The sequence below is a fragment of the Pseudomonas sp. UBA1879 genome (genome assembly GCF_002338065.1).
GTDB lineage: Bacteria > Pseudomonadota > Gammaproteobacteria > Pseudomonadales > Pseudomonadaceae > Aquipseudomonas.
Map to the genome: position 1 here is coordinate 1 of NZ_DDHJ01000023.1, position 23,207 is coordinate 23,207.

The window sequence follows — 23,207 nt, forward strand, 5'->3', positions numbered from 1 at the left end:
CTCCAACATGGCGTTACGAGTCGCCTCTGGAATTTCAATGAAAGCCTCGTAAGTTTGCGGCTCTGCCAGAGACTGCCAACGCACATAAATCAAACGAGGCACATCGGCGCGCCAGACGTGTTTCCCTGCCCCACTGCCAGGTCGCTTCGGCCACCCTGTTGGGTTACCCCTGAGATTCGGTGGGGTCTGGATAGCTGCCACGCCACTCATGGCGCGTCCAAATACCCGGCCTTTGACATCGAGTACATTGGCGGTCTCGATCCAGACCTCCATGTAATTGGGCGCCAGAAAACCCAGACGCCATGCGTCATACGGCAGCTCTGCACCATAGTCATTAACGTGGGTGCACCCGCAGAGAATAAAGCCAAGTGCGCATACCAAAAGCGTATTGAGCTTATTGATTGCCGTGGGCAAGCCGCTGGCTGGCGATAGCTCGTTACCAGGAGTCATAGGGGATGCCGAACTTGTCGATGTATGCCCGCGACTCCGGCTCTAGCTCCAATGCATATTGACCGTTAGTCCGTCCCAAATCTGGACCTTTCTCAACTATCCGGCCCTGCACGCGGCTGACTTCAATCGGATCAATGCAAACACCCATTAGCCAGGTTTTGACCACTCCACCCGGAGCCAATCCCATGACCAGATTCTTCCTGTAATCATCGATCCATACCCGGCTGGTATCGCAATAGGTTCTCCCACCCTCAAGCATTGAGCGTTGTATCGACTCAGGAATATCAATAAAAGCCTCGTAAGTTTGAGGCTCCGCGAGAGACTGCCAACGCACATAAATCAGACGAGGCACATCGGCGCGCCAGAGGTGTTTTCCCTTACCATCTCCCGGTCGTTTCGGCCACCCTCTTGGGTCACCCCTTAAATTGGGCGGAGTTTGAATAGCTGCCACGCCACTCATGGCGCGTCCGAATACCCGGCCTTTGACATCGAGCACATTGGAGGTCTCGATCCAGACCTCCATGTAGTTGGGCGCCAGAAAGCCCAGACGCCATGCGTCATACGGTAGCTCTGCACCATAGTCATTAACGTGGGTGCACCCACAGAGAATAAAGGCAAGTGCGCATCCCAAAAGCGCGTTGAGCTTATTGATTGCCACGGGCAAGCCGCTGGCTGGCGATAGCTCGTTACCAGGAGTCATAGGGGATGCCGAACTTATCGATGTATGCCTGAGACTCCGGCTCAAGCTCCAGTGCATATCGACCGTTAGTCCGTCCCAGATCTGGACCTTTCTCAACTATCCGACCCTGCACGCGGCTGACTTCAATCGGATCCAGACACAATCCTCTGATCCAGGTTTTCGCTATTCCGCCCGGCGCAAGGCCAATGACCAGAAGCTCGCGGTGGTCCGTGATCCATTCTTTCGTCCCCCTGCAATACGTATTCTGTTTGACCTCCAACATGGCGTTACGAGTCGCCTCTGGAATCTCAATGAAAGCCTCGTAAGTTTGCGGCTCTGCCAGGGACTGCCAACGCACATAAATCAAACGAGGCACATCGGCGCGCCAGACGTGTTTCCCTGCCCCACTGCCAGGTCGCTTCGGCCACCCTGTTGGGTTACCCCTGAGATTCGGTGGGGTCTGGATAGCTGCCACGCCACTCATGGCGCGTCCGAATACCCGGCCTTTGACATCGAGCACATTGGCGGTTTCGATCCAGACCTCCATGTAATTGGGCGCCAGAAAACCCAGACGCCATGCGTCATACGGTAGCTCTGCACCATAGTCATTAACGCGGGTGCACCCGCAGAGAATAACGGCGAGTACAGATCCCAAAAGCGTATTGAGCTTATTGATTGCCACGGGCAAGCCGCTGGCTGGCGATAGCTCGTTACCAGGAGTCATAGGGGATGCCGAACTTGTCGATGTATGCCCGCGACTCCGGCTCTAGCTCCAATGCATATTGACCGTTAGTCCGTCCCAAATCTGGACCTTTCTCAACTATCCGGCCCTGCACGCGGCTGACTTCAATCGGATCCAGACACAATCCTCTGATCCAGGTTTTCGCTATTCCGCCCGGCGCAAGGCCAATGACCAGAAGCTCACGGTGGTCCGTGATCCATTCTTTCGTGCCCCTGCAATACGTGTTCTGTTTGATCTCCAACATGGCGTTACGAGTCGCCTCTGGAATCTCAATGAAAGCCTCGTAAGTTTGCGGCTCTGCCAGGGACTGCCAACGCACATAAATCAAACGAGGCACATCGGCGCGCCAGACATACTTCCCCGCTCCATCCCCCGGTCGCTTGGGCCAACCTCTTGGGTTGCCTCTGAAATTCGGTGGGGTCTGGATAGCTGCCACGCCACTCATGGCGCGTCCGAATACCCGGCCTTTGACATCGAGCACATTGGCGGTTTCGATCCAGACCTCCATGTAATTGGGCGCCAGAAAACCCAGACGCCATGCGTCATACGGTAGCTCTGCACCATATTCATTAACGTGGGTGCACCCACAGAGAATAACGGCGAGTACAGATCCCAAAAGCGCGTTGAGCTTATTGATTGCCATGAATAATCCGTCGGTGATCATCAGCAGGCCGGTTGATGAACAGCGCTCTTATGTCCGTTCTGTGCCGGTCCTTCAACGCATTCCAATTCGCGGAGAGGTGTATGTAACGGCGGAGTAGCAGAGCCTCCTCAGAAGTGGTCAAGTCTGGCGCAGCGGTCTGCCCGAGCGCGTACGCCTGCAGTTTCTCGGCGATCACCGTCAACTCGGCAGGCAGCGCCAATGGGGAGGTTTGCGGGATTTCTTTGAAGGGTGCGTTATGTCGTAATCCCAGCGCGCGCATAACCCTCAAGTAGACCTTCGACAAATCCCCCTGCACCTCACGCTCAAGTGTGCTCATGACATACACCCGCTTGTAGGCGGGCATCTGATGATCCCGTGTACGCGCTTCATCCTCCGACCAGATGTGCATCTGCGGTTCGATGCCTTGTTCGATCAAGCGCCTGACCAGGGGGCCGACACTTTGCTGAGACCGGGAAACGGCCAGCGCGCGGTCGTTGGGCGTGGCCTTGCGTTCGACGCTGCTAGTGGGTTTTGCCACCAGCAATCGTTCGCGCATGCGCGGCCGGTAGCCACCGCCGATATCCGAGTGCGCACCGGGCAGCACGATGTCGTTCTCGGTGCGGATGAGGGCAAAATTCAGACGATGTTCGTCTCGGGCCACCAGTTGCACGATGTGCCGTGCGCAGCCTGTGGGCAATCCGAGGTCGAGGCCGGCGTTGCGCGCATTGCCGGGGCTGAAGTCCAACTGCAAGGGCGTGACGATGGCGGGCACGGTGTCGAAAAGGCCAATGAAGTTCAGGTGGACATCATGCTGAATGCGCCAGCCGAATCCCTCGACGAGTAGGGATGCATCGGCGGGCCAGGCTTTGGCCAGCAGGCTGTTCGCGCCTTTTCGTATGTCGTTGGCGAAATGACGGGCAGCTGCAGCGCCACGGCTGAAGCCGAATACATCAACTTCAAAACGGCGAATAGTGACCGCAGGGTTGTTATCTGTGAAGACCTTCAGACGCTTCAGAATCAACGATGGACTCTGTTCAACCCGAGCCACAACCCCGTTTTTCCCCGTTCCGGTGCCTTGCCCCCACAAGTCGTCCGCTCCGCCACTGACAGTTCCGATCCCATCCAGATACACCTTCAGGGCCGCTTCATCAGCTTCCGGCTCGATCGAAATGGCTGAGTGGTCCTTATACAAGTCATACAACCGCGCCACATTCGACGTGTCATTCCCATAACTGCTGTCCGGCGCACTTCCATCCAGGCCATAACCCTGTTCGAGACAGAACCGCTGAATGGCCTCGGACTCATGCTCCAGCCCGACATCCCGCGCCATGCAGCCTGCCACGGCGTCGCTGTTGGACTGGTTGTTGCCGGTACCGTCGAAGAATACGCCGAGCCTTAAGGTAATCACCTGCTCCAGCTCGACCTCTTCCTCTTCCTCCTCGATGTCGTCAGCCAAAGGGGACTGGCGGTGTGGCGGCTGCGTCGAGTTCGGCCCGGTCGGCGGGACATACGTCGAGCGGTGGGCAGCGCCTGGGACCGAGGGAGATGCATCGCCGTTGAAGTCGTAGGTGGCGTCCAAGAACGACGGCAACAGACGGGCCCTGCACAGGCACGGCACAATGCTATGAAGAGTCCCGGCCACTCGTCTGCCAAGGTCTTGCATGTGCGGGATGCCGCCGATGATGTTGAAGGTTTTACCGGTCGCCCCACAGGTCACCCGGTCCCCCTCGCGCGCCAGTGCAATGCCGCGGATGTTGAATCTTCCGTCGCCTTCGAGGACGACGCCGCCGCAGGTGGTTCGATCACCCGGACGAATGAAATGTCCTTTACTCACCTGTTCCAGTCCTTTGAGGCCAATCGAAGGGGTTGACGCACCCGGTATACCGTCAGCGAACGGGGAACCTGTTCGATGAACGTGCACTGCTGCAGGTTGGGTAGAAGATCCTCAGCGAGCGGGACCTCATCCCGAACGATGAAACGGAGGCTGACGGTTTTGGTGTGGATGATCTAACCGCCGTTTCTACCGTTTGGACGAGCATGATGGTGCGCGAGAGGAACGGCGTATGCCGGAACGTCCGACCGAGGAAGTCGGACGCGTGTGAAAATTGATTGGCCGTTTTCCTACAACAGCGGGCGACCGATAACGCCCGATCTGTGGGCAATGCGTCAGCACACGATACGCATTCCAAAGGTCATGCCACTCAGGCGGGTCAAAGCGCAAGGCGGAGAGTCAGGTAAGTCGGTGGTGATTGACACACCGCCCTGGCTGCGGAGGCGCCTCCAGCGTCTTCCACGAAATGTGCGTCGTACCGGGATTTATCTGGACGTGCGATCTGCTATGGGCCGGTTCCCATAAGGTTGGCGGGCTGTGGAAAACGACCGCCACTTTTAATCCACCACGCTGAACTCCACCCGCGCCGTCTGCCCGCTTTCGTCGAGCACGCTCAGTTGGTAGCGGCCCAGTCGGTTGAAGGTGTGGGTGTAGCTGTCTTGGTTGGCGGTGTCGCCCATCGGCGCGCCGTCGATGAACCACCAACGACGCCCGGTGCCGCCCAGTGCCGACAGTTTCAGTCGCAATTGCTGCTGGCTGCCGGTGGGCAATCGGAGTTGATCGCCTTCGCGCACACCAACGATGGAGATTGGAGCGGCCAGGTTCAAGCCTTGCGGTGGGCAAGCAGGGTCGATGGCAGGTAAGCGGGCCTCGCGGCGTTCGCTTTTCGGCAACCACGGTTCCAGCGGGGCGGGCCACAGCGCGATGTTGCGGGGTTGCGCTTGCGGGCAACCGGCGCCGACCCGCAGCCCCTTGTCATTGACCCAGACCGTTTCCAACAGCCCCAATCCCAACGGCTGCTCGGTGGCCTGCAGGGTCGGCGGGGTGGTGCCGTCGAGTGTCCAGGCGAAGCGCTGACGCCGACAATTGGGGTCGGTCTTGCTCAGGGTTTGGCCCAGCGGCCAGCAGATCGCGGCCACGCCAACACTGAGCGGCACGGCTTGCACAGGCGGCAGGATGTTGCGCTGGGCATCGCGATTCACCAACAGATCATGCACCTGCAACATCAGCGGCGCCGCCGAGGCCAGACCGAACTGCCCCGGCACCGGCGTACCGTCAGGCCTGCCGATCCAGACGCCGATGAGGAACCGCGGCCCGACGCCAATCGACCACGCATCACGGAAGCCATAGCTGGTGCCCGTTTTCCACGCTAGCTGAGGGCGCTGCACCAGCTCGGCGTGGGGGTCCAGATCGGGCCGCGACTGGCCGCTGAGAATTCGCCGAATGATCCAGGCCGCACCGCGCGACATCATCGGTCGGTCACGCAGCCGATCGTCCGGTTGCAGGCGGATGTCCGCGCTACGACCTCCTCGCGCGAAGGCGCTGTAGCCGCCCACCAGATCCTCCAGCCGACTGCCCGCGCCACCGAGGATCAACGCCAGGTTCGGTTCAGCCAGCGGCGGCAGGGTCAGCGGCACCCCGCCGTTGCGCAACTCGGCGGCGAAGCGTTTCGGGCCGTACGCCTCCAACAGTTGCACGGCGGGCAGATTGAGCGACATCGACAACGCCGAACTGGCCGCCACGGCGCCGTTGAAACCAGAGGAAAAATTCCCCGGCCGGTAGTCGCCATAGCGTCGCGGCACGTCTTGCAGCAACGACTCAGAGTGGATCAGCCCGGCGTCCATCGCCTTGCCATAGAGAAAGGGTTTCAGCGTCGAGCCGGGGGAACGTAGCGCAGTGACCATATCAACGTGCCCGAAGCGTTTGTCATCGCCAATGTCCACCGAACCAACATAGGCGCGCACGGCCATGTTCTCGGCCTCGACCACCAGAATCGCCGCCGATGTGCGCTCCGGCAAACGCGCACGCCAGCCCATCAGCAGGTCTTCGAGACGCCTCTGCAACCCGGCATCCAGCGTGGTGCGAATCAGCGGCGGGCTGTTCGGTCGGTTCAAACGCCTCGCCAGCAGCGGCGCAAGGCTGGGCTCTTGACGTGGGGCGAGGACCAGCGGTTCTTCCAAGGCTTCATCGACTGACTGCTGCGGCCATTGGCCGAACTCGGCGAGGCGCCTCAGGACCTTGTCGCGAGCCGCTTGCGCACGGTGAGGATGACGATCGGGACGCAGGCGGCTCGGCGCCTGCGGCAACACAGCCAACAGCGCGGCATCGGCACGGGTCAGTTGCTGCGGCGACTTGCCGAGGTACGCCCAACTGGCCGCCGCGACCCCTTGCAACGTGCCACCAAAGGGCGCGCGATTGAGGTACAAGCCGAGGATTTCTTGCTTTGACAGATGCCATTCCAGCTGCAGCGTTCGCCATAACTGACGCAGCTTGCCGGGCAAGGTTCGGGCGTGAGGGTCGAGCAAACGCGCCACCTGCATCGACAGCGTGCTGCCTCCCGAGACGACGCGACCGCCGCTGAGGTTCTGCCACGTCGCCCGCACCAGCGCCATGGGGTTCACGCCGGGGTGCTGATAAAACCAGCGATCCTCATACGTCAACAGCGCTTCGAGGTAATAGGGCGAGACCTGATCCACGGTGACCGGGTAGCGCCACACGCCATTGGCATCGGCGAAGCGCCACAGTGGCGTGCCGTCTTCGGCCAGCACCACGCGGGCGAGGTCGTCTTTGGGCAGGGGCAACGGCCAGATGCGATCAGCAAGCCAGAGCAACACAATGAGCACGATCAGGCTAAACAACAGCCCTCGGACTATGCACACAACCTGTGGGAGCGAGCTTGCGCGCGAAAGCGTCGTATCCTTCGCCTCAAACGTCACTGGAGCACCCAATCGCGAGCAAGCTCGCTCCCACAGGGTTTTGCGGCGCTCTGGAGGATTTCCGCGCGTCATGCCATAGAGCCTTTATGCTTCAGGGAACTCACCCTGCCAATCGACAGCCAAAGCGAACACTCCCTTATCCGTTTCATCCTCTTCATCAGGAAGCAGACATGCAGGTAGAAAGCGTTTTCGAATGGCTGGGCCAGGTCATCGGGGCGGTGATCCGCTTCGTCGTCGACGGGTTGAGTTGGCTGTTCAACATGTTCACTCATGCCGGTGGCAATTTCGTCGACGGATTGTCGCGCACGCTGGGGATGGACACTTCATTGATCAGCATCGTCGCCCTGATCATCGGCCTGATGCTGCTGTATTCGGCGATCCGCGCCTTCATGCGCGCCTCGATCATCATGGGCATCATCTGGCTGTTTCTGGGGTTGTGGTTGTTGAGCTGGATTATTCATTGAGCCAGCGTCGCCGCCAGCGCCATGTGGGAGCCGCCTGGGTGGCGAATGCGTCGGGGCAGTGCCGATGATATCGACTGACACTGCACTTTCGCCCCCAAGGCGGCTCACACAATCAATGTCCCCTCACTTCTTCGCTTTCACCACCAACTGCGCAGGCGCGTCGCCCAGTGCTTGCCAGTTCGGCCGGTACATCGATTCGACCTGCGGCGGCGGCACGCGATACGTGCCCGGCGTCACCGCCCGCGACAGGTACAGCAGGTGCACCGTGTTGAAGCCTTGCAGGTCCACCGCAGCCACGTAGCGATCGCCCCGGAATTCCTGGTGTTTCAACCCGGCGTTTTCCATCGACTCGCGCCACTGCTTCACCGACTCGCTGGCGTCTTCCAGACTGGCGGCACTCTGCGCGAGGTTTTGGTTTTCGATTTCCAGGCCCGCGGGCAACAGGTCGACCACCAGTGCATCCGGCACGCGCTCTTTGGATTTCAGCTCCAGGTGCACCAAGACCAGCTCGCCGCTCTTCAGCGCATTGAGGTTCAGCGCCTCGCCGTCCATGCCGAGGTATTCACGACGGATCGCCAGGTTCTCGCCACCGGCCACTGGCGGCTGCGACGGGTAACCGGAAATCGTCATCTGCTGATACAGCGTGGCATCGCCGGTGTTTTGAACCGTCAACGGCGACGCCAGCACCGAGCTGTCGAGCTTCACCCCCGGCTGGTCGTTGCTCAGTTCGCGGTTGTTGCTGCCGCTGTTCAAGGTGGCCGCCCACTTCGCCTCGGGTTTGCCGAGCAGATCACGCCCGGCGAGGAACAGCGAATTACGCTCTTGGGTCGACAGATAGCGACTGGCCGCGACCTGATCGGACAGCGCGAACAGCCGCTCTTCAACCTTGTCCGACGCCAGTTTGTTCTCTTCCAGCAACGACAGAATCAGCGCCTGATCGCGCAACGGGCTGCCGTAATCAGCCAGCCAGTCGTTGGCCTTGCGACCGGCCGCGAGGCCTGCCAGCAACGCCTGATCGGCACGAGGCTTGTCGCCCATTTTTTCCAGCGCGATGGACAGCTGCACCAGCGGCAGACCGGAACGCGCATCGCTGCGTCGGTCGAACAGGCTGCGCAACGCCCCCAACGGCGCCTGCTGACTGCGCGACAACACAAGGCCCGCATAGGCCTGCACGGCAAAACGCGTGTGGTCGGCGTTTTCGCTGTAATTGACCTCGATCTGATTGCGCTCCTGCAGGTAACGCAGCAGACGTTCGTTGGCCTTCTTCAGCGCATCCGGCGGCACGGCAAAGCCTTGATCGCGTGCGCGCAGCAGGAAGTCGGTGACGTACGCCGTCAGCCAATACTCTTCCTCGCCGTCCGCGCCCCACAGGCCGAAGCTGCCGTTGTAGCGCTGCATGCCCAGCAGACGCTCGATGCCGATCTCGATCTTGCGTTTGCGCTCGGCGTCCGATTCGCCTTCCAGGCCCAGCCGTTTGAGGGTCGCGGCGTCGGCGTAGAGCGATGGATACAGCCCGCTGGTGGTCTGTTCCAGGCAGCCATACGGATAGGCCTTGAGCGCGCGAATCTGCTCGCCGAGGTTCAGCGGCGGACGGCTCGACACGGCCAACAGCGCTTCGCGCCCCGCCGGTTCGAAGGCGTCGAGCACGCCCTCCGGCAGACTCCACGTCTGATCCTTGAGCACGGCGCGGTACTGCCGCAGCATCGCCGGGTACGCCGGACGCACACCGATGGTCCACTCGCGGCTGAACGCAGGCAGGCTCTCGCCCGGCAAGTCCAGACCGTTGACCGTGACTCGAACCACGCCTTTGCCGAAACCGCCCTGAGCCTTCACCGGAATCTGCAGCGTGGTGCGCTGGCCCTGATTGAGGCTGATCGCCTTCGTGCCCTCCCCTTCGCCCAGGCTCAACTGGCCCTCAGCGGTGACTTGCACGTTGAGCTTCTGCGCCTTGCCGGAGAGGTTCGACAGGTCCAGCGCCACTTTGGTCTGGTCGCCACCGGCGAGGAAGCGCGGCGCCGACAGCTCGGCAATCAGCGGCGCCGCCACGACGGTTTTTGCTTCGGCCATGCCATAGCGCTCATCGGTCCAGGCTTGCGCCATGATCCGCAATTCGCCGTTGAAATCCGGAATATCAACGCTGACTTCGGCGTCGCCTTGCTCGTTCAAGGTCACCGGCGCACTTTGCAGGGCGACGATGGTGACGCTGGTTTCCGGACGCTTGCCGCCTTTGGCCAACGCCGCGTCGCCACCGAAGGCAAGGCTGGCCAGACGATTACGCCCCGCCTCAATCAACTGCCCATAAACATCGAGCTGATCGGCGCCGTATTCCTTGCGCCCGAACAGGCTGGCGAACGGGTCCGGCGTTGGGTATTCGGTGATGTTGAGGATGCCGACGTCCACCGCTGCCACCAGCACATGCACGTCTTTCGGAATCGAGCCGTCGGCGTTCCTGGCGTTGACCTTGAGTTTGAGTGGCTGCTTGGGGCGCATCTTCTCAGGCGCCGTGACTGTCAGCGCCAGCTTGCGTTGCGAGCGGTCCAGCGGCAGGTGCAGCACGCCGACCGCGCGTTTCGGCGTGACATTGGCCTTGCGTTCGCCAGGACGAATCACCAGCGCGCTGACGTACAGATCATGGCGCGCCCATTTCTTGTCCACCGGCACGTCGAAGGTTTTGCCCTCGGCCGGCACGTCGATCTCCTGCCACCACAGCGGTCCTTCGCTGGATTCCACCAGCAGATAGCCCTTGCCCGCCGAAGGCGGTGTGACGGTGACCTTGGCCGTGTCGCCATCGGCATAGGCCGGTTTGTCCAACGCGAGCTTGACCTGATCGGGACGCACCGCTCCGCCCTCGGCGTTGTCCTGCCAGCGGTAACCGGCCCAGAAACGCAGGCTGCTGACGATGCCGGTGGCCGGATCTTCGACCTCGACGCGGTACGGGCCCCATTCAACCGGGAAGCTGACCTTGGCGGTGGAATCCTTCTTCACGCTCAGGGTTTCTTCGGACAGGTTCAGGTACTTCTCGTTGTAGTGATAGCTCCAGCCATCGCTCTCCGAGTAGTTCCAGTAGTAGTCGCGGCGTTCGCGGATCAGCCGGACCTTGAGGTTGTCAGCCGCCAGCTTGTGGCCTTCGGCGTCGGCCATCAGGACCTCGAATTCCACCGGGCCATCGCCATCAGTGGCTTCGCCGTCGAACAGGCCACGCAGGCCGGGCATTGCGTCCGCAGGCCAGACCGGCTGGGCCAAACGACGGGTGATAGGCCGCCCGCCCGACTCTTGCAGGCTGGCTTGCAACACCAATTGCAGCGGAGACCGGGCCTTGGCCCATTGGCTGTCGATGCTCAGGTCGAGCTGACCATTGGCATCGAGGGTGCTGTCTTCGATTTCCAGATCCTGCTTCAGATCCTCTTCTGTGATCGAACCGAATTGATACCCCGGCAATCCCGGCACCGCTTCGCGCAACGGCCGCACATAGAGTTGGCCGGTCAGGCGATTGCCCGACGCAGGGGCGCCATAGAGGTAGCGGCCATTGATGGAAATGTCGAACGGCGCGTCCGGCGCCAAAGGCGTTTCGTTGCCCTTGAGTTCGAGTGCCATGCGTTCGGGGAGGAAATCCTCGACCTGGACTTCGTACAGCTGCGGCTTGCCGTCGCCCAGGTCAAAGACCAATTGCCAACGTCCGGTCGGGGATTCGTCCGACAGTTGCAGTTGATATTGGTAGAGCCCACTGGCGTCGGCGTCCCACACGAATTTGCGGCTGACCTGCTCGTCCGGGCGGCGCACTTCCACGCTGATTGGCTGAGGGTTCACACGCTTGCCATCGTTGTCGCGCAGCAGACCGTTGAGCAGCACGACCTCGCCGGGACGATACAGGTCACGCGGACCGAAGATGAAGAACTGCAACGGGTGAGCCTGTGGCCCGGTGATGTCGAACTCGGCGAGGTCCAGCGCCGCACTGTTCAAGCGCAACATGCTGGTCTGTTCAGCTTGTTTGGCCAGTAGCACTTGCGCCTTGGCGGGCAGCGGCAATTCGGCGTGACCGGCATTGTCGGTCTTGCCCTGGCCGACCACACGGCCCTTGTCGTCGTACAGTTCCACGTCGACGCCACTCAGCGCCTTGCCGCCTTCGAGTGCTTGAGTGAAGACGTCCAGGCGATTGCTGTAGCGGTGCGCGGAAAGACCGATGTCACTGAGGGTGAACAGCGTCGCTGGCTGCGAATAGTTGTAGGTCCCCGAGGCGCGCATCACAGCCAGGTAAACGCCCGGCTCTTGCAGCTGCTTGAGCCCGGCGATTGGCAGCAGCACGGTTTCACGGGTGTTGCGCGCAGGGTTCAGGTCGAAACGGCCGCCGTAGACCAGATCGGCCATGGGCAGTAGCTCCTTGGACTCATAGCTTTGCAGGCTCGACGAACCTTCCCACGCATTGAGGAACTCGGGCAGCGAATCGGGCTTGATGCGGAAGAATTCGACGTCGACCTTGTCGACGTTGAGCGCAATCACCGGCAGACCTTCGGCCAGACGAGTCGGCAGCAGGCTGCCACGGCTGGCGAAACCGACCGTGGCTTGCAGGTCGGAGGTTTCCAGCCGCGCGGAATATTCAGCGGCCAGGGTGTTGTTGTTCACCGCCAGCAGACCGGGGTCGATGGTCAGCACCAACTTGCGCTTTGGCTCAAGATGGCGAAGGCGCAGCTCCATGAGGTTGTCCGACAGTTCCCACGCGCCATCGACCTTGCCGTTGACGCTGTCGACCAGATGCACTTTCTCGGCAAATTTCTGGTCGGGGTTCAGCGGCACGGAAAAACTCAGCGACAGCGTGCTGGCGCCGTCGAGCTGAACTTCCGAAACGTCCACCACGGTCAGCTCACGTCCGGCGTAGCGTTTGCTCAACCCAGGCAGGTCGACCGCAGGTTTGGGTTTGCCCGTGTCCACCGCCGCCGCTTGAGGCGTGGCAGGTTGCGCAGGGGCAGGCGCGGGTTTATCGGAGGTGGAGGAATCGCAGGCACCGAGCAGTACCAGCGCGCAGGCCAGGAACAATCCTTTGTTAAGCATGAGGCACTCATTGGCAGCAATTGGGGTGAGGAGCAGCAGTTATAGCACTGCAATCATGGACGTACAGCGCGGCGCCGAGATAGACCGTGGGTTTGTGCGTTTGTTCGCAGGCCGCAAAATCACTCTCCGGTAGAAGTCGTACGCAAACTCTGCGGGAGTGAGCTTGCTCTCGAACGTTGACTTCCAGACGCAGAGACGGGCCGCGTCGCAATCGCCAATTCGTGAGCAAGCTCACTCCCACCGTTGAATCTGCGCTGTTTCTGCCGAATCGTTACAATGCCGCCCTTCCCGCTCACTGAATCCATAGAGCCTCCATGTCTCATTTCCTCTCCGACTGGCGTCAGCGCGTCACCCATCGACAGGTGTGGGCGCTGGCGGCGCCGATGATTTTGTCGAACCTCTCCGTGCCGCTGGTCTCGCTGGTGGACAGCACAGTGATCGGGCATTTGCCCCATGCCCACCAGCTCGGCGCGGTGGCGGTCGGCGGTACGCTTTACAGCTTTCTGGCCTGGGCGATGGGTTTTCTGCGCATGGGCACGACGGGGTTTGCAGCGCAGGCCGCAGGACGTAGAGACGGTACGGCGTTGCGTCAGGTGCTGTTGCAAGGCCTGTTGCTCGCGCTCGGGTTCTCTGTGTTGCTGGGGCTGATCGGCTTGCCGTTCCAGCACCTGGCGTTGCAGATCATGCAACCCTCCCCTGACCTCAACGATTTGACCCAAGACTTCTTTCACACTCGCCTGCTGGGCCTCCCCGCCGCGCTGGCGAGCTATGCGCTGGTAGGCTGGTTTCTCGGTTTGCAAAACGCGCGGGCGCCGCTGGCGATTCTGCTGACGACCAATCTGGTGAACATCGCGCTGAATCTGTGGTTCGTCCTCGGGCTGGAGTGGGGTGTCGTCGGCTGCGCCCGTGCTTCGGTGATGGCGGAGTGGATCGGCGCGCTGCTAGGACTGGCGCTGACCCGCAAAGGCCTTCGCGATTACCCCGGCCAACTGATCCTCTCGGCGCTCAAACGCTGGCACAGCTGGCGACCGCTGCTGGGGGTCAACCGGGACATTTTCATTCGTAGCCTGGTGCTGCAATCGGTGTTTTTCCTGATCACGGTACAAGGCGCACGATTGGGCGATGCCACGGTGGCCGCCAACGCGCTGCTGCTCAACGGCCTGCTGCTGACCGCCAACGCCCTGGACGGCCTCGCCCATGCAGTGGAGGCGCTGTGCGGCCACGCGATCGGCGCCCGCGACCGGGAAGCCCTGCGACGCTCGCTGAACGTGGCCACCGGATGGTCGTTGATTTGCAGTGTGGCGTTTGCAGTGTTCTTTCTCCTGGCGGGGCATCTGTTCATCGAGATGCAGACCGACATCATGGAAGTCCGCGAGATTGCTTTCGTTTACCTGCCTTACCTGGCCGTACTGCCTTTGGTCGCGGTCTGGAGCTACTTGCTCGACGGCCTGTTCATCGGCGCCACCCGCGCCACCGAAATGCGCAACGCGATGGTCGTCACCGCGCTCATTTCCGCGCCCTTTGCATGGCTGGCCCACGGGTTTGGCAACCACGGGCTGTGGGTGGCATTTCTGCTGTTCATGGCATTGCGGGCCTTGACGCTGGGGGTGATTGCGCGGCGATTGAATCGCACAGGGGGCTGGTTTGTTTAGCCCACCCCAACATTCCTTTGTGGAGACGAGCAGTCAGTTGTCTTGTCCGTGAACGAACGCCACCACCTCATCCAACACCGGCGCCAACCCGCGCATGGGTCGGGAGAACGTCGCTACCAACGTCGCGTGGCCTGGCTTGGAGAAATACAGTTCACGCACGGGCACACCCTGCCGCCTCAGCCGTTCGGCCATACCGCCGGTGTTGCGCCGGGGATTGACGACGGTGTCGTCCTTCGCCGCTATTAACAAAGCAGGCGGCGACGCGGCGCTGACATGGTTGATGGGCTGTGAATCGGGCGGCGAATTCGGGAAGTAAAACACCGGCTTCACCTCCGGGTTCTCGATCGGCAGAAAATCGTACGGCCCTGCCAGGCCGATCCAGCCGCTCAGCATCGACGGCTTCATGTCCACAGTGGCCAGCCATTTCGGGGCCAGCGCCAGCATCGCTGCGTTGTAGGCCCCTGCACTGTGCCCCATCACATAAAGCCGGGAGGGATCGCCGCGGTACTCGTGAATGTGCTGGTGAGTCCAGCCCACTGCCTTGGCACTGTCATCGAGAAAACCCTGGTAATGCACCTGTGGATAAAGTCGATAATCCGCCAGCACCGCAACGATGCCGCGGGACGCGAGCGCCTCGCCGACGAAGCTGTAATCGCTGCGTGAGCCGCTGTTCCAGCTGCCGCCGTAAAAGAACACCACCACCGGCGCATCAGCGGCTGCATCGATTGGGGTGTAAATATCCAGCCGATTGCGCGGGTCCGGGCCGTAGCTCACGTCTGCGGTTTTGCTGAAGGTGCCCCCTGGCGTAAATGCATTGAGCACCTTCAGCGGCGAACAGCCCAGCAGAACGCCCAGCAGCCCAGCGGCAAGCAACAGTCGAAATACGGTTTTGATCATCAGGCTCGCCATAGCGTGGAACAGAGTGGGTAAACCTTACGACTCCAGCCCATTCATCGAATTCAGAAGGTTATCGACACCCTTCTCACCCTCTGCTTCGGCGATGGAACACAGCATCACCTTCAGCCCGCTCAGCGTCACGCTTTTCGAATCGATGGTGACGAGGCTGCTGCCCACCCTGAAGTGCATTTCATGGTGCGCGGCCATGCGCATGATGAACCGATCATCAATGGAAAATTCAGGGGAGTCGCCGAGAAACGCCGAAGTGTCGATCCGGGTGGTCAGCACCCGGCGCGGCAGCGAGGCAGGGTCGGGGCGAGCGCGTGGGTTGATGTCCGGGTCCCATAGCCGGTCGCTGATGTAAGGCAGATTGGGATTGCCATCGCGGAAACTCACCACCACTTCCATGCCGCCCCACCAGGCCTGCTCACGCTGGGTCAGCGCCAGGTCGATGGGAATCCAGCAGTCATTGAAACGCGCACCATCGCCCTGATTACTCCATTCGAAACGCACCTTGAGCCGGCCACGCGCATCGCGCCGCGCAGGTTCGAACAAGCCCCCCACGACGCAGGCCCGCTGCATGCACATCTTCGGTGCCAGCGGCGGTATTCGGGCTTGCAGGCTGTGGCTCGGCTCCTGAACCGCGACTTCGAACGGCTCGCTGACCATGCCTTCCGGCAGTTCCTCGGTGAAGACCACGACATGCCCGGACCGGGTGTGCAGAAAGTGATAGTGCATGCTCTCCTCTTCGCACAGGCGCTGGACCAGTTGCAGGTCGCTCTCGCAATACTGCGCACAGTAATCGCGCTCGGCGCAGGGCTGCTTGCGATGCCAGAAAAAGCCCGACTCGTCGATGCCGTGCTCACTCAGCACCTGCGTGATGATCTGCTCGGCGCACATTCCTTGAAAGATCCGCTGGTTGTGCCGATAGGCCATCAGCCCGAGCCGGGGCCCCACCGTGATCAGGTAGCGCGCAGGCGTCCGTTGCGAGAGGTCGCTGGAAGCGCGCTCGGTGGCACTGCGCATGATGGTCTGGATATGGCCGTGAATCCCTGTCGTCGATCCGGCGGGGTACAGAAAGCACGCGCTGAACAGCAAATCATGAACATCCAGCGAACCGACCGGGCTAAAAATTTCCAGTTGAAAACTGTAGGGACGGTCGGCGGATTCCTGCCCTTCGCAGGTCAATACCTCGAATGTGCGTTTGGGGCGGCTGATGTCCAGACGCAGGTGGGGCATGTCATTGAAAAGGTGCATGGCGCGGGGATTCCTCAGCGAGCGGTTTCAGGCGGCCGGGGATTCTGTAACAGAAGATGCGTCAAGTAGAGGGGGTAAATGCAGAACAGGAAATGACCTACAGCAAGGGACAGCAGGCTGTCGGGAATATGTAGGAGAGTGTCGGGTTATGCGCAATCAGAGACATTTTTCGAAGGCCGAGCCGCAGGCAAATGCGGAGGATCAGACAGCCAGTTGGCTGCTGGTTCAACGCATTCGCCCGCAATCCGGCGCAGGGTTCGCGACTCGTTGCCTTACGACGACAGGTACGAAGACCGGGTCAGCCCCAGACGCAACGCGTCCAGGTACAGCGTGCGCTCGCGCGGGCTGATCTGCGCGCTGGCGACTTTGTCGCGGTAGTGCGTCATCAGTTCTTCGGGAGACAGGTGCACGTAGCGCAGCATGTCTTCGATGGTGTCGTGGGTTTCGATCCCGGCCGAATACGCACTGCCGTCCTGATTCTGATAGATGTTCACCGAATCGGTGTCACCGAACAGGTTGTGCATGTCGCCGAGGATTTCCTGATACGCGCCGACAAGGAACACACCCAACAGATAATCTTCGCCTTCGTTCAGTGCATGAACCGGCAGGCTGGTTTCGATGCTCTGCTCGTCCACGTACTGATTGATCTTGCCGTCGGAGTCGCAGGTCAGGTCTTGCAGCACGGCACGACGCAGCGGCTCTTCATCCAGACGGTGCAGTGGAATGATCGGCAGCACCTGATCGATCGCCCAGGTGTCCGGCAGGCTCTGGAACACTGAGAAATTGCAGATGTATTTGTCAGCCAGTTTGTCGTTGAGCTCGTCCAGCACCTGACGATGAGAACGCTGACGGGCTTTCAGCGAGTTGTGCAGACGGCGGCAAACGGCGAAATAGCACTGCTCGCCCAAGGCTTTCTGGGCCAACGTGATCTTGCCGTCCGAATACTGGCTGGCGATGTCGCTCATGTAATGCGTGGCGCGCCAGTAGGTTTCGGTGACCATTTCGATGTCGGTCGGGCCGAGCAGGTCAACCAGCCATTGCAGGGTTTCCGGCAGGCTTTCTTTGTCTTCGATCAACGGCACTTCATCGTTATGACGTTCGACGTCGGTGACCTGAATCACCAGCATCGCGTGGTGAGCGGTCAGCGAACGGCCGCTTTCCGAGAAGATGTGCGGATGCGGCAGGCTCTGCGCGTCACAGAATTCCTTGAGCATGCCGACCACGACACCGGCGTAATCGTCCATGTCGTAGTTGATCGAACTGGCGTTGCGGGAATGCGTGCCGTCGTAGTCAACGCCCAGACCGCCGCCCACATCGATGTGATCCACCGGCAGGCCGAGGTTGCGCAGCTCGCCATAGTAACGAATCGCCTCCTTGAAACCGTGCTGGTAGTCGGCCAGGTTGGCGATCTGCGAGCCCATGTGGAAGTGCAGCAGGCGGATGCCCTGGTCCAGACCGGCTTTGGTGAAGCGATCCACCACCGACAGCAGTTGCGCAGCAGAGAGACCGAACTTGGACTTCTCGCCCCCCGTGTCGGCCCATTTGCTCGACGCCAACGACGACAGGCGAACCCGCAGGCCCACTTGAGGTGCGACTTTCAGTTCGGCGGCTTCTTCGATGACCAGTTCGACTTCGGATTCTTTCTCGATGACGATGAAGACGTTATGGCCGAGCTTCTGGCCCATCAGCGCCAGGCGAATGAATTCGCGGTCCTTATAACCGTTGCAGACGATGGTGCCGCCTTTCGGCGCCAGCGCCAGCACGGCCATCAGCTCAGGCTTGGAGCCCGCTTCCAGACCGATGGAGACATTCTGCGTCGCGATGATGTTTTCCACCACCGCTTCCTGCTGGTTCACTTTGATCGGGTACAGCGCGGTGTATTGGCTCTGGTATTCCAGACGCGCGATGTTTTCGTCGAACGCGCCCGTCAGTTGACGCACGCGGTCTTGCAGGATGTCCGGGAAACGCACCAGCAACGGCAGGGACAACCCGCTCTTGCGCAACTCGTCGACCTGCTCGAAAAGGTCGATGGGCGAACTGCCCGGGCCGTTGGGACGGACTTCGACACGGCCGGCTTCGTTGATTGCAAAATAACCAGCCCCCCAATGGCGGATCCCATAGACACTGCGGCTGTCCGCCACGGTCCATTGGCTACCATCGTCTTTGCGTGTGCGTCGTACGGACATTGAAGTCCCCTATATAAAAGTCATGGAGCCCCGGCCTGACCGGCTGGGCGCAGTGTATAGAGTGGAAATGACGGTTTGGCGCCAGCCCGCATGGCTCAGTAGACCCATGGCACGGACCAGAGTTTGTTCAGTGCGTTGTCTTTGGTCGCCACCCGACCGGAAGCGAACCGGCAGAGGTGCGAAAGGGCTGTTCAACCGCCCGACTTTTTCGCCTTGAAACCCTGTTTGACCAGTTCCGCCAGCAGCGTTTCTACGTGATCGCCCTGAATCTCGATCACGCCATCCTTGAGCACACCGCCGGTTCCGCATCGACGCTTGAGCGTCGTCGCCAGTTCCTTGAGTGCATCCTCGGCCAACGGCACGCCGGTGATGGTCGTCACGGTCTTGCCGCCGCGGCCTTTGCTCTCGCGGCGCACACGGGCGATACCATCCCCTTCCGGGATCGCGGATGTCTTGCAGGTACAGGCATCGACAGGCTGGCGACAGTCCGGACAATGACGGCCGGCGTCGGTCGAAAACACCAAGCCACCCAGGGCGGCGAAGGATGCGGCTTTTTTGGCCACTGGGAATCCTCTTCTTGAGGACCAAAGTCTGGTCGGCGATACCGACCGCGAAGCCCCACTCAGGCAGGGGCAGCGCAACCGGACCATGGAGACAGTCCGGCTTGAAAAGTCGCGCAGTGTAACGGCAAAAAGCGCAGATGCTAAGTGCCAATATGCGCCAATTTACGGAACATTTGCGACGCCGCTCAAATAGCGCTTCAACGCTGCCAGAGAGTCCGGGCAGTAAGGCTTTTCAGCCGTTTCGCGCAACACCTGTTCGATGCCGATGAAACGCGCTTCCAGAACTTCTTCCGGTTGCAGTTTCAACGGCCCGTCCCAGATCGCCGAGAACACTGCACACCAAAGTCGATTGCCCGGCTGATCAAAGAAAAACGATTCATGGGGAGTCAGTTCGACCCCCGCCACACCGAGTTCCTCTTCCAGCTCGCGCGCAGCGGATTCGACGTAGCTTTCGTCAGCCTGAACCATGCCACCGGCGGCCACGTCCCAAAAACCGGGATAAATGGCTTTGCTCAAGGTACGGCGGTGGACGCACAGCTCGCCGGAAGAGTTGAACAGCAGGATGTACGTTCCCCGGCCGATCAGACCGCGCTCGCGCAATTCGGCGCGGGGCAGCGAGCCCAGTAGCCGATCCTGACGATCGACCCAGGCGATGCGCTCGGCATCGGAAGCCGCGCGGTGCGCGACTTCGTTTTCAGAGACCGACACCGATCAACCCTGAGACAGCAACTGGCGCAGGTCGATGACCGCTGCGTTGGCCCGCGACAGGTAGTTGGCCATGACCAGCGAGTGGTTGGCGAACACCCCAAAAGGGCTGCCGTTGAGAATCACCGGGCTCCACATCGGCTCTTGCGAGGCTTCCAGCTCGCGAATGATCTGGCGCACGCTCACGGTAGCGTTCTTCTTGGCCAGCACATCGGCGAAATCCACTTCGATAGCGCGCAGCAAGTGAGACAACGCCCAGGCCTGACCACGGGCTTCATAGAAGACGTTATCGATCTGCATCCACGGGGTTTCGACGATTTCTTCGTCCACTTGCGGCACTTCACCCGGCTTGACGGTCACGGTGGACTGCGCTTCGGTTTTTAGCGTGCTGTTAAGTTTCACGCGGCCAACGCTGGCAGACAGGCGCTGCGACAACGAGCCCAGACGCGTACCAACGTCGCCCAGCCAGTTATTCAGGTTGTCGGCTCGGGTGTAAAACAGCGCGCCCTTTTGATTCGGGTCGGACAAACGCGCCTGATAACGGCTCAGGGCAGCAATGCCTTCGCGGTATTGAGACTCACTGGACGGAAGCACCCAACTCTTGTTGTCGAAGTTGAACAACGGCTCGGCGCGGGCCAGATCGCCGTCTTCGGCCGACTGAGACTGCGACCGGGCGAAATCCTTACGCAGCGCGCGGCTCAAGTCGCGAACCTGGACCAGCACGCCGTACTCCCAGCTCGGGGTATTGTCCAGCCAGAGACCAGGCGGAAAGCGGTCGTTGGAAATGTACCCGCCCGGTTTATCGAGGAGGGTCGAGGCGACAGTCTTGAGGGTTTCGACGGTGGTGTAGCCAATCACCATCTGCTTGCCTTCGCGTTCGGCCGCGGCCTGGGCCTGTTGCTGAACCGGAAACAAAGGCGGCTCGCTGCTCCACCAGATGCCGAGCGCCACGGTCACGACCAGATAGATACCGACCACAGCGCCCACCGCACGGCTGAACAACAATCCGCTCAAGTACCCACGAGACCTGCGAGGCGTGCGCGACTCCTTGCCCATCGGCTTCTCGTCAACCCGCTCGTTCGCGCCCGCAGCGCCCGAGCGCTTCTTCCAATCCAGCATGGCCTTGTCCTTTCAATCACGGAATTCAGTGCTTCTGACCGCAACCTTACAGCAAGGTGCGTTTGTCAGGAACGCGAAGGATGGCCCAAATGCGCAATCGGCGGGTCCGTGAGCGGCAATGTGTTTGGCTTCAATCTGGCGTGCTGAGAAACGCCTCATCCATTCCCCTATATCCGCGCCTGAGCCTTGGCACGCATTTGGCTTGCAAGGACAGAAACTTGACGTGAATAAATGACAACAAAATGACTTACGGCACACTTGCAGGGGACGAGTAGTGCTAGCATAGCGCCAGCATTTTTCTCAGGGTTTCCCCTAGAAGTAGTCAGGACATGACCGAACCAGAAGATCCGAGCCGCGATCGGCTCAAGCACCATTTCGCGCAGCGCGTCATCCACCAGGCACGTCAGATCCTGGAGGTCTGGCAGCGCTTGCAGCAGAGCGAATGGACAGCTGCGGATCTGGAAGAACTCAGCGAATCCAACCAGCGTCTGCTGCGGTTCGCCGAACGTTTCGAACAGGAAGAACATGCGCATCTGGCGCGCGGTATCGCCCAGTCGTTGTTGGAAGTCGAAGCCAATCGAGGGCGGCTCAGCAGCGCGCTGATCACCGACCTTAACCGCCTGATGCAGCGCCTTTCCCGCACCGGTTTGCGCCATGGGGATCGGCTCGAGAACACATCACTGCCACCGCTGCGCAAACCCATCTACGTTGTGCTGCAGGATCACGACCGCGCCGAACGCCTGGCCAAACAGTTGGAATTCTTCGGTTTGAGCGCCCAGTCCCTCGAAAAACCACATGCGTTTCACACCGCGTTGGCCGAGCGTCTGCCCGCCGCCGTGGTGATGGACGTGGATTTTGGTGGCATGGGCGAAGGGCTGAAACTTGCGGCCAAGATGCAGGAAGGCCTGGAACAGAAACTGCCGCTGCTGTTTTTCAGTCATCACGAGACCGATACGCCAACACGACTGGCCGCCGTGCGCGCCGGGGGCGAGGAGTTTCTGACCGGTACGCTTGAGGCGTCCAGCCTGCTGGAAAAGATCGAGATCCTGACGCGAGTCGCGCAATACGATCCCTATAAAGTGCTGATCATCGACGACTCCCGCGCCCAGGCCACCCACACCGAACGGTTGCTCAACAATGCGGGCATCGTGACGCGCACGTTGTTGGACCCGATCCAGACGATGTCCGAGCTGGCTGAATTTCAACCGGACCTGATCATCCTTGACATGTACATGCCCGGCTGCACAGGTACCGAGCTGGCCAAAGTGATTCGCCACAACGATCGCTACGTGAGCGTGCCGATCATCTACCTGTCCGCCGAGGACGATCTGGATAAACAGCTGGATGCGATGAGCGAGGGCGGCGATGACTTTCTGACCAAGCCGATCAAGCCGCGGCATTTGATCACGACCGTCCGTAACCGCGCCGCCCGGGCTCGCAACCTGAAGGCCCGGATGGTCCGCGACAGCCTGACCGGCCTGTACAACCACACACACATTTTGCAATTGCTGGAAGATTGCAGTTTCCGTGCGCGCCGGGAAAACAAGCCGCTGAGCTTCGTGATGCTGGACATCGACCACTTCAAGAAAGTCAACGACGGCCATGGCCACCCCATGGGCGACCGGGTGATCAAGAGCCTCGCGCTGTTCCTCAAACAACGTTTGCGCAAGACCGATTACATCGGCCGTTACGGCGGCGAAGAATTCGCGGTGGTCATGCCCGATACCGACCTCAAATCCGCCTTCGGCGTACTGGACGAAATCCGCCGCCGCTTCGCGGAGATCCACTACCCTGCGCAACCGGTGGACCTGTTCTGTACGTTCAGTGCAGGCGTCGTGGAACTGGAAGACGGCGACGATGCGCTGACGCTGGCATCTCAGGCAGACAATGCGCTGTACCGTGCGAAAAAGGCAGGGCGCAATCAGGTCCACACGTTGCGGGAAGACATCATGCAGGCGAAGCGGCATTCGCCCATGGATGTCGTGAACTGAGGGCGGGACGGACCTTCGCTCGACCGGCGCGCAAGGGTGAGAAGGC

Annotated in this window: 16 protein-coding genes; 3 read left to right on the forward strand and 13 right to left on the reverse strand. The window is 60.8% G+C overall.

What is annotated here, in order from left to right:
* The 6 genes from B3N48_RS24560 to pbpC form a co-directional block, all read right to left on the reverse strand.
* On the reverse strand, positions 1-450 hold a 450-nt coding region (locus B3N48_RS24560), incomplete at its 3' end, for a DUF2931 family protein (RefSeq protein ID WP_296188098.1).
* A complete protein-coding gene (locus tag B3N48_RS24565) occupies positions 437-1,150 on the reverse strand; it encodes a DUF2931 family protein (protein ID WP_296188101.1) in 714 nt (237 codons plus the stop codon). The genes B3N48_RS24560 and B3N48_RS24565, both read right to left, overlap by 14 nt.
* Complete coding sequence (locus B3N48_RS24570; protein ID WP_296188331.1) at positions 1,137-1,805, reverse strand: DUF2931 family protein; 669 nt, start codon at positions 1,803-1,805, stop codon at positions 1,137-1,139. Before B3N48_RS24570 ends, B3N48_RS24565 begins: the two co-directional genes overlap by 14 nt.
* A 34-nt stretch (positions 1,806-1,839) precedes the next feature.
* Complete coding sequence (locus B3N48_RS24575) at positions 1,840-2,514, reverse strand: DUF2931 family protein (protein ID WP_414704281.1); 675 nt, start codon at positions 2,512-2,514, stop codon at positions 1,840-1,842.
* Positions 2,501-4,435, reverse strand: coding sequence for a PAAR domain-containing protein (locus B3N48_RS24580; RefSeq protein WP_296188104.1), 1,935 nt, complete (start codon positions 4,433-4,435; stop codon positions 2,501-2,503). Before B3N48_RS24580 ends, B3N48_RS24575 begins: the two co-directional genes overlap by 14 nt.
* 467 nt (positions 4,436-4,902) lie before the next feature.
* Positions 4,903-7,206, reverse strand: coding sequence for a peptidoglycan glycosyltransferase PbpC (pbpC, locus tag B3N48_RS24585; RefSeq protein WP_414704283.1), 2,304 nt, complete (start codon positions 7,204-7,206; stop codon positions 4,903-4,905).
* A gap of 245 nt (positions 7,207-7,451) precedes the next feature.
* Here pbpC and B3N48_RS24590 point away from each other — a divergent pair, with 245 nt between their 5' ends.
* A complete protein-coding gene (locus tag B3N48_RS24590) occupies positions 7,452-7,745 on the forward strand; it encodes a hypothetical protein (RefSeq protein WP_092407437.1) in 294 nt (97 codons plus the stop codon).
* Between the two features lie 123 nt (positions 7,746-7,868).
* Here B3N48_RS24590 and B3N48_RS24595 read toward each other — a convergent pair whose 3' ends face one another.
* Positions 7,869-12,791, reverse strand: coding sequence for an alpha-2-macroglobulin family protein (locus B3N48_RS24595; protein ID WP_296188109.1), 4,923 nt, complete (start codon positions 12,789-12,791; stop codon positions 7,869-7,871).
* A gap of 314 nt (positions 12,792-13,105) precedes the next feature.
* Between B3N48_RS24595 and B3N48_RS24600 the strand changes: the two genes are divergently transcribed.
* A complete protein-coding gene (locus B3N48_RS24600; protein ID WP_296188111.1) occupies positions 13,106-14,443 on the forward strand; it encodes an MATE family efflux transporter in 1,338 nt (445 codons plus the stop codon).
* Between the two features lie 33 nt (positions 14,444-14,476).
* Here B3N48_RS24600 and B3N48_RS24605 read toward each other — a convergent pair whose 3' ends face one another.
* The 6 genes from B3N48_RS24605 to B3N48_RS24630 form a co-directional block, all read right to left on the reverse strand.
* Positions 14,477-15,340 carry an alpha/beta hydrolase gene (locus B3N48_RS24605; RefSeq protein WP_296188112.1) on the reverse strand — a complete coding sequence of 288 codons (864 nt, stop codon included), beginning with the start codon at positions 15,338-15,340 and terminating at the stop codon, positions 14,477-14,479.
* A 36-nt stretch (positions 15,341-15,376) separates the two neighbouring features.
* Positions 15,377-16,597, reverse strand: a complete 1,221-nt coding sequence (locus B3N48_RS24610; protein WP_296188113.1) for a contractile injection system protein, VgrG/Pvc8 family — start codon at positions 16,595-16,597, stop codon at positions 15,377-15,379.
* Positions 16,598-16,869: 272 nt separating this feature from the next.
* Complete coding sequence (gene speA / locus B3N48_RS24615) at positions 16,870-18,783, reverse strand: arginine decarboxylase (RefSeq protein WP_296188115.1); 1,914 nt, start codon at positions 18,781-18,783, stop codon at positions 16,870-16,872.
* 191 nt (positions 18,784-18,974) lie between these two features.
* Positions 18,975-19,346 carry a translation initiation factor Sui1 gene (locus tag B3N48_RS24620; RefSeq protein ID WP_296188117.1) on the reverse strand — a complete coding sequence of 124 codons (372 nt, stop codon included), beginning with the start codon at positions 19,344-19,346 and terminating at the stop codon, positions 18,975-18,977.
* A 162-nt stretch (positions 19,347-19,508) separates the two neighbouring features.
* Complete coding sequence (locus B3N48_RS24625; protein WP_296188119.1) at positions 19,509-20,054, reverse strand: NUDIX hydrolase; 546 nt, start codon at positions 20,052-20,054, stop codon at positions 19,509-19,511.
* 3 nt (positions 20,055-20,057) lie between these two features.
* The gene (locus B3N48_RS24630) at positions 20,058-21,170 is read right to left on the reverse strand and encodes a DUF2333 family protein (protein WP_296188120.1); all 1,113 of its coding nucleotides are present in this window, start codon (positions 21,168-21,170) and stop codon (positions 20,058-20,060) included.
* Between the two features lie 329 nt (positions 21,171-21,499).
* Between B3N48_RS24630 and B3N48_RS24635 the strand changes: the two genes are divergently transcribed.
* Positions 21,500-23,161, forward strand: coding sequence for a response regulator (locus tag B3N48_RS24635; RefSeq protein ID WP_296188121.1), 1,662 nt, complete (start codon positions 21,500-21,502; stop codon positions 23,159-23,161).
* Positions 23,162-23,207: the final 46 nt, after the last annotated feature.